Here is a 17,557-nt window from a genome sequence, read left to right as displayed (position 1 = left end):
TCTGCGCCCGGCGAGCGGCGACGGCAAAAGGGCGCTCATTTTACACACTGGACCCATGGCCGACAAATGGGGCCGGATTCACACCTCCAGGCCCACCCCGGGGGATCAGTCGGCGCGGCTGGCCATCTCGTCCTGAATGGTCGAAATCTGCCGCGGGAAAGGGCCGGCAGCGGCCAGATCAGCAGGCAGTTGCCCGCGCCCCTCGGTCGCTGCCGTGCGGGATTCGAAAGGCCCGAACAACACGATGAACACGTTACGCTCATTGCGCCGCGCACGATAGTAGGCGCTGCGCTCGACGCCCAGGCGATCTGCCAGCGCACGCGCGCTGTCTTCGCTGGACGCCAGTGTCACTTGCAGCATCCAGTGGTCTGCAGGCGCAGTGAGTAACCACTCATCCCGGCGATAGCCCAGCTCGGCGTCCAGCCCGGACATGGCCGGTGACTGGTCGGCGCGCACCACGGTGGGCGCATCGGGCGCGGTCTCTGGCACATCCGGCTCAGGTTCCGGTGCTGGCTCAGGCTCAGGCTCGGGCTCGGGCTCAGGCTGAGCCTGAGGAGATTGTTCCGCTGGCAGCGCGGGAGCAGCCTGCGGCTCTTGTGCCCCGGACTGGCTCACAGCGCCTGCCGGTGAGGGGGCCGGAGCGTCTGCGGTAACGGTCTGAGGCACTTCGCGCACCGGCAGAGCCAGGCTGCGCACGTCCTCATCCGCCTTGTCACCCCGTGGCCAGAGAATAATCAGCACCAGCGCCAGACCGCCAACCGCGGCCAGATGCTTCCAGGGCATCTGGAAATCGGCCAGCGGGTTGTTGCTGCGCAGCGTCGGTGGTGGCAGGGCAGCCAGCAGGGTAGCAGGCCAGACGCCAGCGTCATCATTCAGGTCGTCATCGAGCACATCATCAAACAGCGCCGCCACCTCGTCCTCTGACAGCGTCGCGCCAGCGACGACGTCCAGAAACTCGATGGCCTGATCCTCGCTCAGCGGCTGCAGGGGCAGATCATCGGTAATCGTCAGATCTGCCGCCTCAATGCGGGCTACCATTTCCGGGTACCCGCCAAGGATCACCGCAAAACCGGCACCCAGCCGCTCGCGTAACACACCCAGCGTGGCAATGGCTTCGCCGCCCAGCTGCTCGCCATTATCGATAATCAGCATCAGCGGTTCGCTGGCGAGCGCCCGCTCCAGGGTGGCCGCAAAGTCCTCTTTTGCCACGCCAAAATAGCCCAGCAGCGCAGACAACAGCGCGTTGCGGGACGGCGTTTGCGCGCCATCGACGCGGACCACCGCGCCATGATCCAACAGCCGCATGGCGGCTTCACCGAGCAGCGTGGAGACCCCGGCGCCCGCCGGACCAGTCAGCGCCACCAGGCCGCCACGCAGCCCGGCGTCGCAAAGAATCTCCAGTGCGTCGCCCCGGCCGGCGCCGCGATAGAAGACGCCATCCTGCTGGTCCAGGTCGTCAGGGTCGTTGCGGTTCACGCTGTTCGATTTCAAGAATGACACATTCGCTCCAGCAGGCGCGTCAACGCCAGTTTATCGAAATCCCCAGTGACCACAGCCTGACCGATGGCACGCAGCAATACCAGACGCAAGCGTCCGTCCTCGACCTTCTTGTCGTGGGCCATGAGGCTGCTGAAATCCGCGGGCTTCATGCCCGCCGGTGGTGCCACGGGCAGCCTGGCACGCTGCAGCAACTGTGCCAGATCAACCAATGCCTCCTGCGGCAGCCAACCCAGATCCGCAGACAGTTCTGCCGCCATCATCATGCCGGCCCCTACCGCCTCACCATGCAGCCACTCACTGTAGCCCGTGGCGGTTTCTATCGCGTGACCGAAGGTGTGCCCCAGATTCAGCAGTGCCCGGCTACCCTGTTCAGTTTCGTCCTCGGCAACCACGTCAGCCTTGTTGCGACAACTGACCAGAATGGCCTCTGCCAGCAGCGCCGGTTCCCGCGCCATCAACCCTTCCATGTGCCGGTTGAGCCAGGCATGAAAGGCCTTGTCGCGGATCAGCCCGTACTTGATGACTTCCGCCAGCCCGGCACTCAGCTGCCGCTCGGGCAGTGTCTGCAGCACCTCGGTATCAATCAGTACCGCTCTGGGCTGATGGAAGGCACCGATCATGTTCTTGCCACGGGGATGATTGACCGCGGTCTTGCCGCCGACCGACGAATCCACCTGTGCCAGCAACGTGGTCGGCACCTGCAGGAAATCCACGCCGCGCTGGTAGCAGGCCGCAGCGAAGCCGACCATATCGCCGATCACACCACCACCCAGCGCCACCAGGGTGGTGCTGCGGCTGTGGTGCCCGGCCAACAAGGCATCAAAAATGGTTTCCAGCGTCGCCAGGGTCTTGTACTGCTCGCCGTCCGGCAATATCAGGGTTTCAACGTTCAGCCCCTGCAAGCTGTCACAGATGCGCTGCAAATAAAGCGGCGCGACGGTCTCGTTGGTCACCACCAGCACCTGGCTGGCGCGCACATGCTGGCGCAGCAGGTCGCCATCCAGCAGGCCCTGACCTATGTAGATGGGATAACTTCGTGCCCCCAGGGCAACTTCAAGGCTTTGCATGGATTCTCCGGGCCGGACATTGTTCCACTGCGAGTGTTCCGCTGCGATATTGAGGATGATACCCGCAGGCACAGCCTGTGACATCAGGAGGGCAATGGCTGTTCCAGACAATGCAGAATCTGGTCGGCCACCCGGCGCAAATTGCCGGATGTTGTCGGGATGACGTGATGGGCGATCTGCCGATAGATGGGGTCGCGCACACGCATCAGTTCGCTGAGCACGCGCTCCGGATCAGGTGTTTGCAGCAGGGGACGATTGCGGTCATGGCGGGTGCGGGCCACCTGCACCTCTACCGGGGTGTAGAGGTAAAAGGCCCGCCCTCGATCATGAAGATGGCGCCGATTGGCCTCCCACAGCACTGCGCCGCCGCCCGTGGCGAGCACGACTTCCGGCAACGCGGTAAGCTCGTCGATGATTTCCGCCTCGCGGCGACGAAACCCCTCTTCGCCTTCCATATCGAAGATCCAGGGGATATCGGCGCCGGTGCGATCGACAATCACCTTGTCGGAATCATGGAAGGGGCGGCCAAGCACCTGCCCGAGGTATCGGCCCAGGGTGCTTTTGCCGGCACCCATGGGTCCGATCAGGAATACGGAGGGCAGTGCTGGGTCCATCGATCCTCAGTTATTGGCAAAGGTGTCTCTCATCAGCCGTGGCGTAATGAAAATCAGCAGTTCCTGCTTGCCGTCACTGCGGAATTCACGTCGGAACAGGCGCCCGATCCATGGCAGATCACCCAGGAAGGGAGTTTTCACCACACCTTCCGTTTTCTGTTGCTGGAAGATACCACCGAGCACCACTGTTTCGCCATCACTAACCAGCACGGTGGTTTCGACGCGATTGGTATTGATGCTGGGGATACCGGCGATCACCTCACCGACCGAGTCATTGTTGATCTTCAGATCCATGATGATACGGCCTTCCGGCGTAATCCGCGGAGTCACTTCCAGACGCAACTCTGCGTCGATGAATGACACCGCTGTCGCGCCGCTGGAGGTCGCTTCCTGGTAACCGATCTGATTACCGGATGCAATCAATGCGGGCTGCTGATCCGCCGTGAGCACCTTGGGAGTGGCGACGAGTTCGCCATAACCTTCAGCCGCCAGCGCAGACAGCTCGAGCTCCAGGATGCCGGCCGCCAGATCGACGAACCCGAGGGTAAAGCGCGTGGCTTCCGAGCTCTGCACACCCAGATCGACGACCAGCTCTTGCGGTGATTCGATTTCGATATCGTCTGCGTTGAACACGCCTACGCCAAAGTTGAGGGCGTTCTGCGCCCGGCCGGTGCCGACGAAAGCGCGACCATCCCGCGCCAGACGATTGCCCTCGAATGCCAGACCACCCCAGCGCACACCCAGCTCATTGGTCAGGTCGGAGGTTGCGATAACCACACGCGCCTCGATCAGTACCTGCTGCACGGCGATATCCAGTGTGCTGATCACTTCGCGGATTTCGTCCAGCTTGCGATCCGTATCCTGAAGGATCAACGTATTGGTGCGCTCGTCCACCGTCACCGAGCCGCGGGGCGAAAGCAGGGACCCTTCCGCCCGAATCAACGCTTCCATGTCCGTCGCACGGGCATAATTGACACGCACATACTCACTGCGCAGCGGCGCCAGGGACTCGATCTGGCGCTGACTCTCCAGCTCCAGTTGTTCGCGCGCAGCAATTTCGTCTGCCGGGGCCACCAGCAGGACGTTACCGATCTGCCGCTTGTCCAGGCCTTTGGTCTTGAGGATCAGATCCAGCGCCTGGTCCCAGGGAACGTTCTGCAAGCGCAGAGTGATGCGGCCGGTAACGGTATCGGACGCCACCAGGTTCAGGCTGGTGAAATCGGCTATCAGCTGCAGTACAGAGCGCACCTCGATATCCTGGAAGTTCAGGGACAGCTTCTCCCCGGTGTACTGGAAGGCATCGCGACGGCGGCGGGACTCTTCAGCCTGGGTGACGGGCTTGACGCTGATGCTGAACTCGCGGTCTGCCTGATACGCCAGATACTCCCAGTTGCCGGAGGCTTCGATGGTGATCACTGAGGTCTCACCTTCCTGGCGCGCGTCAACGTACTGCACCGGGGTGGCGAAATCCGTGACATCCAGACGACGGCGCAGCTCGCTGGGCAGTTGCGCACCGACGAAACGCGCCACGATCCGGTTACCTTCCTCTTTCACATCCACGGGCGTGGCTGAGCGCGAAAGATTTACCACAATGCGGCCGTCACCATCGCTGCCACGACGAAAATCAATCTGGCTCAGACGACTCTCACGGGCTTCACGAATGGCCGCCGGGCCGCCTTCATCACCGAACACAGGCTGGTCCGCGTCACCCACCCCGAGCTGCAGCACAAGATCATTGCCATCCTGCACCATGTTGTAGCCGGTCAGCTGCGCCAGATTGACGATCAGCCGGGTTCGATCACGGGCTTCCACCACGGTAATGCTGCGCGCATTACCCATACCAAGATTGAAGTTCCGCTCACTGAGACCGCTTTGCGTATCCATGAGATCCAGCGCAATACGCGCCGGCTTCTCGATACTGTAGCTATGATTTTCCGGGGGCGTGCCGTCGAAGTTCAGACGCACCTCGACCCGGTTACCCGGCAACGTTGTATAACTGACATCCTGCAAGACTGCCGCATTCACCGCAGCCGAGGCCAGGGTCGCCACCACGGACAGCGCCAGAGCACCAATTACTCGTCCGCTTATTATTGTTTCGCGCAAGCTTTTCATCACGACTTCCCCAGCATCTTTATTCCGTCAGCGAAATGGCGCGCGGCCGCTCGACCCAGCCATCATGCCCATCCGGTACAATTTCAATAAGGCCCAACCGCGTCTCATCCACAGAGATGACACGACCGAAGTTTCTACCCATGTGGTTACCCAGCCTGACCCGATTCACCGCGCCAGACGGATCCTCGACCAACGCCTCGAGCTCTGCACCCGGGCGCGTGATAGTCCCAACCATACGCAGGGAGTCCAGGCTGAAGCGCTCCAGGTACTCACGCGGCCGCGTCAGATCCGGGTCCACCTGGCGCCCCTGCGGAGCCGTGGCGAGCGTTTCATCAACCGGAGGCGTAAACGGTGCACGCAGCTGGTGGGCACCGTAAGCGAAGGTTGCAATGGGCTCGAACTCCGGCGGCGGATCAATCCTGCCACGGGGTCGCGCCTTGATCTCTGCAATCCTGGCATCCAGTTCAGCAATATTCGCACCGCTACTGCAGCCGCTGACCCCGAAACCGGCACCCAGCAGCAGCATCAGACATCCCGCCATGCGGGGCAAAGAGTTCATTCTCATATCTCTATCCCCCTTAGCGCCGTCTGCGCTGGTCGGCCTGCGGCGCTGGCGCCGATGACGGACTCGACGCGTAGCGATAGGTCTTGGCGGTCACATTCATGCGCAACAGACGCTCATTGCTGCCCTGCTGGGCCGGCACAATACTGAAATCATGCAGCGTCACGATACGCGGGAGACCGGCCACACCACTTACGAAGGCACCAAATCCATGGTAATCCCCGCGCACGATGATCTGGATCGGCAGCTCGGCATAGAACTCCCTTTCGGTTTCGGCGGCCAGTTCGATGCGATCGAATTCCAGCCCACTGCCGAGCCCGGTATGCGTGATGTCTTCCAGCAGACCCGGCACTTCCGTCTCGCGCGGCAATTGTTGCAGGAGCGACCCGAAGGTTTCTTCCATCTCCGCCAGCTGGGCCCGATACTGATCCAGATGATGCGCACGATGCGCCTTCTGTTCCAGCTGCTGCATCAAGGTTCTTTCACTGCTCTCGGCACGATCGCGCTGGTTGTTCAGGTCGGTGATGCTGAACATGTAACCCAGCCCGATGACGACGGCAAAGACGATAACCGCTGCGCCGATCTTGATCGGGGTGGGCCAGCCGCCGACATTCTCGAAATCCAGATCCTGCAGCTTTGCAAGCAGCTCCTGAAGATCGAACTTGTTGGTATCTTCAGCTTTCATTTCTCGCCCTCCGTCTCACTGCGCGGAGACCCCTGCCTGGCAGTCAGCGTAAAGCGGTTCGCCTGGGAATTCGCCTCCACCGCAGCCACACTGATCAGTGTGGGATCAGTGAACCAGGGCGAATCGCCGAGGTTACGCATGAGGCGCGATATGCGGTTATTCGATTCCGCCACACCGGTGATGGTATACAGCGCACCCACGCGACGAACTTCGGTAAAATAGACACCATCCGGCAGCTTGCGCACCAGCTCGTCAAACACATAGACGATGGTCGGGCGATTGCCCTGCAGCTCCTGAATGACGCGCATCCGCTCCACCAGCTCCGAGCGTCGCTGTTCCAGCTCCTGAATCTCGCTGATACGTTGATCGAGCTCGGATATCTCCTTCTCGATATGGCGGTTACGGGCATTCTGGTCGGTGATCGCGGACTGCACGCTGCTCTGCCAGAACATCCACACCAGCACCGCCGCCGCGGCAGCGACGACCAGCAAAACGATGAATTCCACCTGGCGCTGCTTGCGACGCTCCTCCCGCCAGGGGAGCAGGTTGATATGTGTTGTTCTCATTCTTCGAAGCTCCTCAGCGCCAGGCCGCAGGCAATCATCAGCGCCGGCGCATCATTGGCGATGCTGGCTGCACTGACTTTGCTCGCCATGGCCATGTCCACAAAGGGATTGGCCACCGAGCAACTTGCCCCGATCTTTTCCTGCACCAGCTCTGGCAACCCGGCAATCGAGGCCGAGCCCCCGGCGAGGAGGATGTAATCCACCTCATTGAACTGAGTGGACCCATAGAAGAACTGCAGGGATCTGTTGATCTGCTGGACCACGGCTTCCTTGAAGGGCTGCAACACTTCAGACTCGTAGTCATCCGGCAACTCACCGGTTTTCTTCGCCAGCCCGGCCTCTTCCATCGAAATGCCGTAGCGACGCTGAATTTCCTCGGTCAACTGCTTGCCACCGAACAGCTGCTCCCGGGTGTAGACGTTGCGCCCCCGATGCAGCACGTTGAGCGTGGTCATAGTGGCGCCGACATCGAATATCGCCACCGTCTCCAGATCATCTGCATTCGGCAGGTGTGGCAGCACCAGCTGGTAAGCCCGCTCCATGGCGTAGGCTTCCACGTCCACGCCACCCGCCTTGAGGCCGCCGATCTCGAGGCAATCCACCCGCAGCTGCACGATTTCGGTGCGCGAGGCGGCCAGCAGGACATCAACCCGTTCGGGGTTGTCCTCTGTCTGCCCCATGACGCAGAAGTCCATACGGACCTCATCCAGAGGGAACGGAATATACTGATCCGCCTCCGCCTTGATCTGGTTCTCCATCTCGTCTTCACTGAGGGAGGCGTCCATCTCGATCAACTTGGTGATCACGGCAGAACCGGCCACCGCCACGGCGGCAAGCTTGGTACCCGGGCGGGCACGCGACACCAGACGCGCCACTGTTTCTCCGACACTTTCGGAGTCAGTGACGTTCTTTTCGACCACGGCATTGGCCGGCAACGGCTCAACTCCGTAGCTGTCAACACGGTAACGATCACCGCTTTTAGACAGCTCAAGGAGCTTCACAGCCGTTGTACTGATGTCGATCCCCAGGACCCTCTGGGCCTTTTTACTTAGGAAAGGCAGCACTTTAGTTGTCCCGACTGGTTATTATTAAAGTGTTTTTTCAGAAGAAAGATACACTTACAGCGGATTTATGTCTAACCACTTTAGAATTAAGTAATAACAGAAAGGCTGTTAGATCACAACAGCCATACGGGCGTATAATGACGCGCTTCACGGAGTGGACCCGACGTCACTCTCAAGGTCCACATATTTACCCGTCAGAGCCCGTCTCCTATGCTGCTGAAGAAAACCTGGCCCAGACTTCTCCTTGCCCTGATGTTGCTGGGCCTGAGTGGCGCCACCCTCGTCATGACTGCCAGCTTCCTGTACCTCAGCCCTCAGCTGCCGGCCGCGGCCCAGCTGCGCGAGGTCACCTTCCAGATCCCGCTGCGGGTATACAGCCGTGACGGCGATCTGATCGGCGAGTACGGTGAACAGCGTCGTACCCCCATCGCCTACGAGGATATTCCGACCATCTTCATCGACGCCATCACTTCGGCGGAGGATGAGCGCTTCTTCCGGCACAACGGCGTCGATCTACGCGGCCTCACCCGCGCACTGACCGAGCTGCTGCGCTACCGTGAGATCCGCTCCGGCGGCTCCACCATCACCATGCAGGTGGCGCGTAACTTCTTCCTCTCGCGGGACCAGACTTTCCTCAGGAAATTCAATGAGATAGTGCTCTCTCTCCAGATCGAGAAGCTGCTCACCAAGGAAGAGATCCTGGAGCTCTACGTCAACAAGATCTACCTGGGCCACCGCGCCTACGGCATTGAAGCCGCTGCGCACGTCTACTACGGCAAGCGCATGGCCGAGCTCAATCTGGCCCAGATGGCGATGATCGCCGGGCTGCCGAAAGCCCCGTCCGCCTACAATCCGCTGAGCAACCCACGGCGGGCGCTTGCCCGCCGCGACTGGATCCTGGAACGCATGCACGATCGCGGCGTGATCAGCGACGAAGATTACCAGGCGGCCCACAGCGCACCGATTACTGCACGCCACCACGGCTCGCGCCCGGAAGTGGAAGGCTCGTATATCGCCGAAATGGCGCGGCAGGAAGCACTACGGCAAATCGGCCCGCGCATCTATACCGACGGCATCCGCATCACCACCACCCTCGACAGCACCATGCAACGCGCCGCCGTCAGCAGCCTGCGCCATAGCCTGCACGCCTATGACGAACGCCATGGCTGGCGCGGCGCGGAAGCCCGGGTCGCCGTCAATGAACTGCCCGCCCTGCCCGCTGCCGCCGCAGAGCTCGACGCCAGCGACACCGACGCACAGGCTGCCAGCGACGCAGAAGACACGCCGCCTCAGGCCGTGACCCTGGCCGGCATCCCGACCAGCATCGCCGCCTGGGCGCGCGAGCTGCGCAACTATCGGCGCATTGGCGAGCTCGAGGCAGCGCTGGTTGCCGAAGTCGGCGACGACCAGGTACGCCTGGTCCTCAGCACCGGGCAAATCGCCAAGCTGCCCTGGGAGCAGATGAAGTGGGCCAGCCCTTACCTCAACGCCAGTGCCGTGGGCGCGGCACCCAAGGCGCCGGCTGATGTGGTCAGCCCCGGCGATATCGTGCGCCTGCGCGCAGTGGCGGACGACGAGGGCACTAAAGTCTGGCGCCTGGCGCAGCTGCCGGCGGCGCAAGCCGCGCTGGTGGCGGTAGACCCCCAGACCGGTGCCATCCGGGCTCTGCAGGGGGGCTACAGCTTTGCCCAGTCGAACTACAACCGCGCGCTGCAAGCCGAGCGCCAGGCCGGCTCGGCCATCAAGCCTTTCGTTTACGCGGCCGGCATCGAGCGCGGCATCACTGCCGCCACGCTGATCAACGATGCCCCCGTCGTGTTCCAGGACAGTCAACTTGAATCGGCCTGGCGCCCCACGGGCGCCGGGGCTCGCTTCTACGGCCCGACACGGGTAAGGGAAGCGCTGTATCGCTCACTCAATCTGGTCTCCATCCGCCTGCTGCAACAGGTCGGTATCGGCAACACCATGGCCACCCTGAACGAATTTGGCCTGCCAACGCAGCGCTTCGCCCGTGACCTGTCACTGGCCCTGGGCAGCGCCACGGTCACACCACTGGAGATGGCCAGTGCCTATGCGGTGTTCGCCAACGGCGGCCATCAGGTGCCGCCCTGGTTTATCGAGCGCATTGAAGAAGAGGACGGTGAGGTGCTCTGGCAGGCGCCGCAGATCCACCTGTGCGAAGAGGACGAGTGCGATGTGCTGGAGCAGCCACTCCCGGCCGATATTGATGCCCTCACCGAGACCGCCATGCTCGACGACGACAGCGTGACGATTCCGCCACCGCTGCTGGAATGGCGGCCACGCAGTGTCGATGCCCGCACCATCTGGCTGATGGATTCGATGATGAAAGATGTTATCCGTCGCGGCACCGCAGGTAGCGCCCGGACACTCAATCGCAGCGACCTGGCAGGCAAGACCGGCTCCACCAACGACCACCTCGATGCCTGGTTCGCCGGCTACGCGCCGGGCCTCGCCAGCGTTGCCTGGGTGGGTTTCGACAGCCCGGCCACCCTCGGCCGCGGCGAGTACGGTGGCCGCGCAGCACTGCCGATGTGGATCGACTTCAACGCTGAGGCCCTGCCACGGGTCCCGGAAAGAAGCCTGCCCCAACCGCCAGGCATCATCTCTGCGCGCATCAATCCGGACAGCGGCAAGCGCGCCCGGCCGGGCGATCAGGGCGCCATGTTCGAGTATTTCAGGGAGGAGGACTTGCCAGACCTGGATGATGCACTGCACGGCGGCAGTGATGGCGACCAGATAAGTCCCGAAGATCTGTTCTGAAACAAATCTGTTCTGAAACAAAAAAGCCCGCTTTCGCGGGCTTTTTTTGGAACGTCAGATCTCGGGGAAAATATCGTCCACCGTTTTTAACGGATAGTGGGACGGGTAGCCCTTGCGCGCCACACCGCTGTCCACCGCCGCCTGCGCGACTGCCGCCGACACAGCGCCCAGCAAGCGCGGGTCATTGGGCTTGGGGATAATATAGTCAGGCCCGAACGATAGCGCATCGCCGCCATAGGCATTGAGCACTACCTCTGGCACTGGCTCACGCACCAGCCCGGCAATCGCGTGTACCGCCGCCAGCTTCATGGTTTCGTTGATGGCGCTGGCACGCACATCCAGTGCACCCCGGAAGATATACGGGAAGCCCAGCACATTGTTGACCTGGTTCGGATAATCCGAGCGGCCGGTGGCAATGATCAGATCCTTGCGCACCGTGTGAGCCAGCTCCGGGCGAATTTCCGGGTCCGGATTGGCCAGCGCGAAAACAATCGGATTCGGCGCCATGCTGGCGACCATATCCGCCGTCAGCATGTCCGGCCCGGACACGCCGATAAACACATCCGCATCGACCACGGCATCCGCCAGCGTGCGCTTGTCGGTTTCGTTGGCAAACGCGGCCTTGTACTGGTTGAGATCGTCCCGACGAGAGTGAATCACGCCCTTGCGGTCCAGCATCAGGATATTTTCCCGACGCACACCCAGTTCGATCATCAGCTTGATCGAGGCCACACCGGCCGCGCCTGCACCGACGCAGACCACCACGATGTCCTCGATCTTTTTCTTCTGCAGCTCCAGCGCATTGATCAGGCCGGCGCAGACCACGATGGCCGTGCCGTGCTGGTCGTCATGGAACACCGGAATATCGCACTGCTCTTTCAGAATGCGCTCGATTTCAAAGCACTCAGGCGCCTTGATATCTTCCAGATTGATGCCGCCAAAGGTGACGTGGATGCGCCGCACCGTGTCGATGAATGCCTGGGAACTCTCTGCCTCGACTTCGATGTCGAACACATCGATGCCGGCAAAGCGCTTGAACAGAATGCCCTTGCCTTCCATGACCGGCTTGGAGGCCAGTGCCCCGAGATTGCCCAGACCGAGAATTGCCGTGCCATCGCTGATCACCGCCACCAGGTTGCCCTTGGAGGTAAAGCGGTAGGCCAGCTCCGGCTCACGGGCGATCTCGCGCACCGGCTCGGCCACACCCGGGCTGTAAGCCAGCGTCAGGTCGCCGCTGGTTTCAGTGGGCTTGGTGATCTCGACACTGATCTTGCCCGGCCGCGGCTTGGCATGATAATCGAGCGCCGCCTGCTTGAACTCATCGGACATGGGTTTCTCCACTCGTTCCTTATGAGCGTCCCCGCCGGGGGATGCTATACACACTGTTCAGGGCCCCAGAAACACAAAAAGCACCCCCGGGGGTGCTTTTCGAGCGACACAATCAAACGGGCAGGTCAGCTCTTCTTGCGTGAGCTCAGCACACCAAAGCGCTGCTTGAACTTGTCGATCTGACCACCGCTCTCGGCCTGCTTCTGCGTGCCGGTGTAGAAGGGGTGGCATTTGGAACACACATCCACCAGGAAGTCTTCACAACGGGTGGAGCGTGTCTTCATGACATTCCCGCAGCTGCAGGTAATTGTCACGTTCTGGTAATCGGGGTGAATCTCTGCTTTCATGGCCTGACTCCGTACAGTGTCGCTACCCGAAGGCCGTTCGGGCACCACACATTGGCTTGCGCCGGGCAAAAGGGAACGCGAATACTACCAGCTTGTTTGTATTCCGCAAGGGCTAGTCTGTATTAAAGTCCCCCGTGAACGGCCTGAGCAGCGCACTTCAGCACACGCTTCGGCAACGATTCGACCACCCCCACCCTGACGAGGTAAGACGCTTGGCACAGCAGAAGGTGATCAGGGTCGCTGTACCTGTTCCCCTGCGGCAGCTGTTCGACTATCTGCCGCCGCCGGGACCGATGCCCGAGCCCGGCAGCCGCTGCGAGGTGGACTTCGGCAACCGTCGCCTGATCGGCATTGTCTGGGAAACCGGCGACGCCGTGCATGAGGGTGGCCGCATCCGCGCCGCCCGACGCCTGCTGGACCCCGCGCCACTGCTGGACGCCGACCTGCGCAAGCTGTGCCAGCGCGCTGCCACCTACTATCAACACCCCATTGGCGAGGTCCTGCAAACCGCCCTCCCGGTACTGCTGCGCCAGGACAATGACGGCGAGCCCCCCGGAGAGCTGATCTGGCGCCTGACGGCCCAGGGCCGCTTCGCGGAACCGGAGCAACTGACCCGGGCACCCCGCCAACAGCAGGCATTGATCGTGCTGCGCGAACACCCCGACGGCCTGAGCCGCCCCATGCTGACCTCCCTGGGCCTGTCCAGCCCGCCCTTGCGGGCGCTGGAGAAAAAAGGCTGGGCCGAGCTGGTCACCGACGCACCGGCGCCGGACATCACCGCGAACAGCGCGCCGCGCAGTCCGCTGGCGCAGCCCCATCTGGCCCCCGGCCCGGAACAGGACGCCGCCATCAGGGCAATCTGCGCCAGCGACCATTTTGTGCCCTTCCTGCTGGATGGCGTGACCGGCAGCGGCAAGACCGAGGTGTACCTGCAAGCGATGGCGCACCAGCTCGCCAGTGGCCGCCAGGTACTGGTGCTGGTGCCGGAAATCGGCCTGACACCGCAGACCATCCGCCGCTTTCGCGACCGCTTCAGCGTGCCGGTCACGGTACTGCACTCCGGCCTGAGCGACCGGGAGCGATTGCAGGCCTGGCACGATGCCCGGGACGGGCGCGCCGGCATCGTGCTGGGAACGCGCTCGGCCATCTTTACCCCGCTGCGCAAACCCGGCCTGATCATCGTCGATGAGGCCCACGACAATTCTTTCAAGCAACAGGACGGGTTCCGCTACTCGGCCCGGGACCTCGCGGTATGGCGGGCACAGATGCTGGATATCCCGGTGGTGCTGGGCACCGCCACGCCCGCCCTGGAAACCCTGCATCAGGCGGAAACCGGCCGCTACCGGCACCTGCGCCTGACACACCGGGCGGGGCCAGCAAAACCACCCAATATCTATATAGAGGACTGTCGCGGCCTGCCCGCCGATGCGCCGCTGAGCCCACGCAGCCTGGAAGCGCTGGAGAAGACGCTGCAAGCGGATCGCCAGGCACTGGTCTTCATCAACCGGCGCGGCTATGCGCCGATGCTGATGTGCAGCGATTGCGGCTGGCAATCCGAATGCGATCGCTGCGACGCCCACATGACCTGGCACCGCGCCGCAGGCGAGCTGCGTTGTCACCACTGTGACCATCGCCGGCCCGTGCCCCGGCGCTGTCCGCAATGCGGCTCGCTGCACCTGCGGGATATGGGCGCAGGCACCGAGAAACTGGAGGCGGTGCTGGCCAGCCGCTTCCCGGACGCCCGCCTGATTCGCATCGACCGCGACAGCACCCGGCGCAAGGGCAGCCTGGACGCCAGCCTCAAGGAAATCCGGCGCGGCGGCGCAGCGCTGTTGGTAGGCACCCAGATGCTGGCCAAGGGCCACCACTTCGAGCATCTGGACCTGGCTGTCATGCTGGATGCCGATGCCGGTTTCCTCAGCGCCGACTTCCGCGGCCCGGAACATGCAGCCCAGCTGATCCTGCAAGTGGCCGGCCGCACCGGGCGCAGCGACCACGCCGGGCGGCTGCTGATCCAGACCCGGCACCCGGATAATCCACTGCTGCAACTGCTGAGCCGTGGCGACTATCAGCGCTTCGCACACCAGATACTGGAAGAGCGCAAGCAAATCGGCCTGCCGCCCTATGGCCATCTGGCGCTGATCCGGGCTGAAGCACTGGCGGCGAACACGGCCATGACACTGCTGCAGGACATCAGCCAGAGCCTGCCCCTGGACAGCGGACTGATGCTGCTGGGGCCAGCCCCCGCACCGATGGAGCGGCGTCAGGGGCGCTACCGCACGCAGCTGTTACTGCTGGCACCCACCCGCGGCCTGCTGCACCGGCACCTGCCTGGCCTGCTCGAGGCGATCGGCGCTCACCCGCTGCAACGCAAATGCCGCTGGCACCTGGACGTAGACCCCACCGATCTGTTGTAGGGCAGCGCAATCACCTTCCATTTGCCTTACAATCACGCTCCCGAATTCGCCACATCCGAGTGTCACAACGCGCATCATGAAAGAACAGATTATCTCACTGGTCGAAACGGCCCTCGATACGCTGCGTCAACGTGGCGACCTGCCCGATCAACCGCGCCCGCCGGTGCAGGTTGAGCGCACCCGTGACAAACAGCATGGTGATTTCGCCACCAACATTGCCCTGATGCTGGCCAAACCCGCCGGGCGCAAGCCCCGCGACGTGGCCGAGGCACTGCTGGCAGCGCTGCCGGAAAGCCCGCTGGTCAGCAAGGCGGAAATCGCCGGCCCGGGGTTCATCAACTTCTTCCAGGCCGGGAATTACCTTCAGGACCAGCTGAAGGCCGCGCTGGCCGACGACAAACTCGGCATTGCCCCGGCAGCCAGGGCACAGACGGTGGTGGTGGATTACTCCTCGCCGAATCTGGCCAAAGAGATGCATGTGGGCCATCTGCGCTCCACCATCATCGGCGATGCCGTGACCCGGACGCTGGAATTTCTCGGCCACACCGTGGTGCGCCAGAACCATGTGGGCGACTGGGGCACCCAGTTCGGCATGCTGCTGGCCTACCTGGAAGAGCAGCAGGACCAGGCCGAACTGTCCTCCGAGCTGTCGGATCTGGAGAACTTCTATCGCGCGGCCAAACAGCGCTTTGATGAAAGCCCGGAATTCGCTGATCGCGCCCGCTCCCTGGTGGTCATGCTCCAGTCTGGCGATGCCCACTGCCTGAAGCTCTGGCACGACTTCAATCAGGTGTCCCTGAACCACTGTTTCGAGGTCTACCAGCGCCTGGGCGTCAGCCTGACACCCGCAGATGTGCGCGGGGAAAGCGCCTACAACCCGGAACTGCCGGTGATCGTTGCCGCGCTGGAGCAAGCCGGCCTGCTGGTCGAGAGCGACGGCGCCCGCTGCATCTTCCTGGACGACTTCACCACCCGCGACGGCCAGCCCTTACCTGTCATCGTGCAGAAAGCCGATGGCGGCTATCTCTATGCCACCAGCGACCTGGCCGCGCTGCGCTATCGCGCGCAGACACTGGGCGCCGACCGCATTCTGTATTTCGTTGATCAGCGCCAGGCACTGCACTTCCAGCAGGTGTTCCAGGTGGCCCGGCTGGCAGGCTTCGTGCCCGAGACCACTGCACTGGAGCACATGGGGTTTGGCACCATGAACGGTCCGGACGGCAAGCCGTTCAAGACCCGCGCCGGTGGCACGGTCAAGCTGGTGGACCTGCTCAGTGAAGCCGAAGATCGCGCGCTGGCGCTGGTCAGCAGCAAGAACCCGGCACTGGACCAGGACGACCTGATGCAGATCGCCAGCACCGTTGGCATCAGCGCGGTCAAATATGCCGACCTGAGCAAACACCGCACCAGCGACTACATCTTCAATTTCGAACAGATGCTGAGCTTCGACGGCAATACCGCACCTTACCTGCTGTATGCCTATACGCGGGTCGCCAGCATCTTCCGCAAGGCAGACGTGGCACCGGACAGCCTCACGGCGCCGATCACCACCGACGACGAACGGGAGTTGGCCCTGGCCAACAACCTGCTGCAGTTCGGTGAAGTGCTGCAATCGGTGGCCGACAAAGGCCAGCCGCACCTGCTGTGCACCTATCTCTATGATCTGGCCGGGCAATTTTCCGGCTTTTATGAACACTGCCCGATTCTCGGCGCCGACAGTGAGGCGCTGCGCGACAGCCGCCTGCAACTGGCCTGGCTCACCGCACGCACGCTGCGCCAGGGGCTGTCCCTGCTCGGCATCACGACACTGGAACGTATGTAATGGCTCGCAAACCCGCCGCGCCCCGCCGGGGCGCCAGCAAATCCGCCGCCCGGGAGCGCCTTGTTCCCGGCTGGGTCTGGTTGTTCACCGGCGTCGTCGCCGGTCTGTTCATCGCCTTTCTGTTTCATCTGGGCCAGCTGCAACTGGACCGGGAGAGCCGCCCGGCGACGGCGACCACGGACAGCAAACCTGACAGCAAACCAGCCGAGGACTCACGGGGGCCGCGCTTCGACTTCTATGCGGTACTGCCGCAGATGGAGGTCATCATGCCCAAAGGCGAGGATGACACGCCGCGGCCAGAGCGCCCTTCCCGCACACCGCCACCGGATCAGGAGCGGGCCGCCGATGACGCCCCGGTCGCACACCGGCAGAGCGAACATTTCCTGCTTCAGGCCGGCAGCTTCCGCCGCAGCGAAGATGCGGACCGCCGGCGTGCCGAGCTGATACTGCAAGGCATGGACGCGCGCGTGCAGCCGGTCAGCCTGGATTCCGGCGACACCTGGCACCGGGTCATGATCGGCCCCTTCACCAACGCCAATGCCATGCACCGTGTGCAGGATCAGCTGGTCAGCGCCGGTATCGAAACACTGGCCATTCGCGTGCGCGACCCGGACGCCTGACCCCTCTGGCCTGGCAGACGCGCGTTCTGCCGGGCCGCTTTCCCGCCTCCGGTCTTGAGTTTCCCGTCAGC

The 17,557-nt window shown here is 62.7% G+C and carries 14 protein-coding genes; 4 read left to right on the top strand and 10 right to left on the bottom strand.

Annotated features, from left to right (window positions below):
* Window positions 1–105 precede the first annotated feature (105 nt).
* The 8 genes from K8B33_RS09360 to K8B33_RS09325 form a co-directional block, all read right to left on the bottom strand.
* On the bottom strand, window positions 106–1,500 hold the full coding sequence (locus tag K8B33_RS09360) for an SPOR domain-containing protein (RefSeq protein WP_223425824.1): 1,395 nt from the start codon (window positions 1,498–1,500) through the stop codon (window positions 106–108).
* Entirely contained in the window at window positions 1,488–2,567 is a 1,080-nt protein-coding gene (gene aroB, locus K8B33_RS09355) for a 3-dehydroquinate synthase (RefSeq protein WP_223425822.1), read from the bottom strand. Before aroB ends, K8B33_RS09360 begins: the two co-directional genes overlap by 13 nt.
* An 83-nt stretch (window positions 2,568–2,650) precedes the next feature.
* On the bottom strand, window positions 2,651–3,181 hold the full coding sequence (gene aroK, locus K8B33_RS09350; protein ID WP_223425820.1) for a shikimate kinase AroK: 531 nt from the start codon (window positions 3,179–3,181) through the stop codon (window positions 2,651–2,653).
* Between the two features lie 6 nt (window positions 3,182–3,187).
* Complete coding sequence (pilQ, locus tag K8B33_RS09345; protein ID WP_223425818.1) at window positions 3,188–5,293, bottom strand: type IV pilus secretin PilQ family protein; 2,106 nt, start codon at window positions 5,291–5,293, stop codon at window positions 3,188–3,190.
* Between the two features lie 19 nt (window positions 5,294–5,312).
* Window positions 5,313–5,852 (bottom strand): pilus assembly protein PilP, encoded by a 540-nt coding sequence (locus K8B33_RS09340; protein WP_223425816.1) that lies wholly within the window; start codon window positions 5,850–5,852, stop codon window positions 5,313–5,315.
* A 19-nt stretch (window positions 5,853–5,871) separates the two neighbouring features.
* A complete protein-coding gene (gene pilO, locus K8B33_RS09335) occupies window positions 5,872–6,540 on the bottom strand; it encodes a type IV pilus inner membrane component PilO (protein ID WP_223425815.1) in 669 nt (222 codons plus the stop codon).
* Window positions 6,537–7,106: a PilN domain-containing protein gene (locus K8B33_RS09330; protein WP_223425814.1), complete on the bottom strand. Its 570-nt coding sequence runs from the start codon at window positions 7,104–7,106 to the stop codon at window positions 6,537–6,539. The genes pilO and K8B33_RS09330 overlap by 4 nt, the downstream gene beginning before the upstream one ends.
* Window positions 7,103–8,170 carry a pilus assembly protein PilM gene (locus K8B33_RS09325; protein ID WP_223425813.1) on the bottom strand — a complete coding sequence of 356 codons (1,068 nt, stop codon included), beginning with the start codon at window positions 8,168–8,170 and terminating at the stop codon, window positions 7,103–7,105. The genes K8B33_RS09330 and K8B33_RS09325 overlap by 4 nt, the downstream gene beginning before the upstream one ends.
* Window positions 8,171–8,380: 210 nt before the next feature.
* Between K8B33_RS09325 and K8B33_RS09320 the strand changes: the two genes are divergently transcribed.
* On the top strand, window positions 8,381–10,951 hold the full coding sequence (locus tag K8B33_RS09320; protein WP_223425812.1) for a penicillin-binding protein 1A: 2,571 nt from the start codon (window positions 8,381–8,383) through the stop codon (window positions 10,949–10,951).
* A 54-nt stretch (window positions 10,952–11,005) separates the two neighbouring features.
* On the opposite strand, the gene K8B33_RS09315 is transcribed toward K8B33_RS09320, so the two are convergent.
* Together K8B33_RS09315 and rpmE are read right to left on the bottom strand one after the other, a co-directional pair.
* Window positions 11,006–12,280 (bottom strand): malic enzyme-like NAD(P)-binding protein, encoded by a 1,275-nt coding sequence (locus K8B33_RS09315; protein ID WP_223425810.1) that lies wholly within the window; start codon window positions 12,278–12,280, stop codon window positions 11,006–11,008.
* A 125-nt stretch (window positions 12,281–12,405) separates the two neighbouring features.
* Entirely contained in the window at window positions 12,406–12,627 is a 222-nt protein-coding gene (gene rpmE, locus K8B33_RS09310) for a 50S ribosomal protein L31 (protein ID WP_223425807.1), read from the bottom strand.
* A 212-nt stretch (window positions 12,628–12,839) separates the two neighbouring features.
* Between rpmE and K8B33_RS09305 the strand changes: the two genes are divergently transcribed.
* The 3 genes from K8B33_RS09305 (at window position 12,840) to K8B33_RS09295 (ending at window position 17,486) form a co-directional block, all read left to right on the top strand.
* Complete coding sequence (locus K8B33_RS09305) at window positions 12,840–15,044, top strand: primosomal protein N' (protein WP_223425805.1); 2,205 nt, start codon at window positions 12,840–12,842, stop codon at window positions 15,042–15,044.
* 76 nt (window positions 15,045–15,120) lie between these two features.
* On the top strand, window positions 15,121–16,866 hold the full coding sequence (argS, locus tag K8B33_RS09300; RefSeq protein ID WP_223425803.1) for an arginine--tRNA ligase: 1,746 nt from the start codon (window positions 15,121–15,123) through the stop codon (window positions 16,864–16,866).
* The gene (locus tag K8B33_RS09295) at window positions 16,866–17,486 is read left to right on the top strand and encodes an SPOR domain-containing protein (protein WP_223425801.1); all 621 of its coding nucleotides are present in this window, start codon (window positions 16,866–16,868) and stop codon (window positions 17,484–17,486) included. The genes argS and K8B33_RS09295 overlap by 1 nt, the downstream gene beginning before the upstream one ends.
* Window positions 17,487–17,557 lie beyond the last annotated feature (71 nt).

This window comes from Alcanivorax limicola (assembly GCF_019931215.1).
Classification (GTDB): Bacteria; Pseudomonadota; Gammaproteobacteria; order Pseudomonadales; family Alcanivoracaceae; genus Isoalcanivorax; species Isoalcanivorax limicola.
The sequence above is the reverse complement of the archived record's forward strand: the minus strand, read 5'-3'. Positions and strand labels throughout refer to the sequence as shown.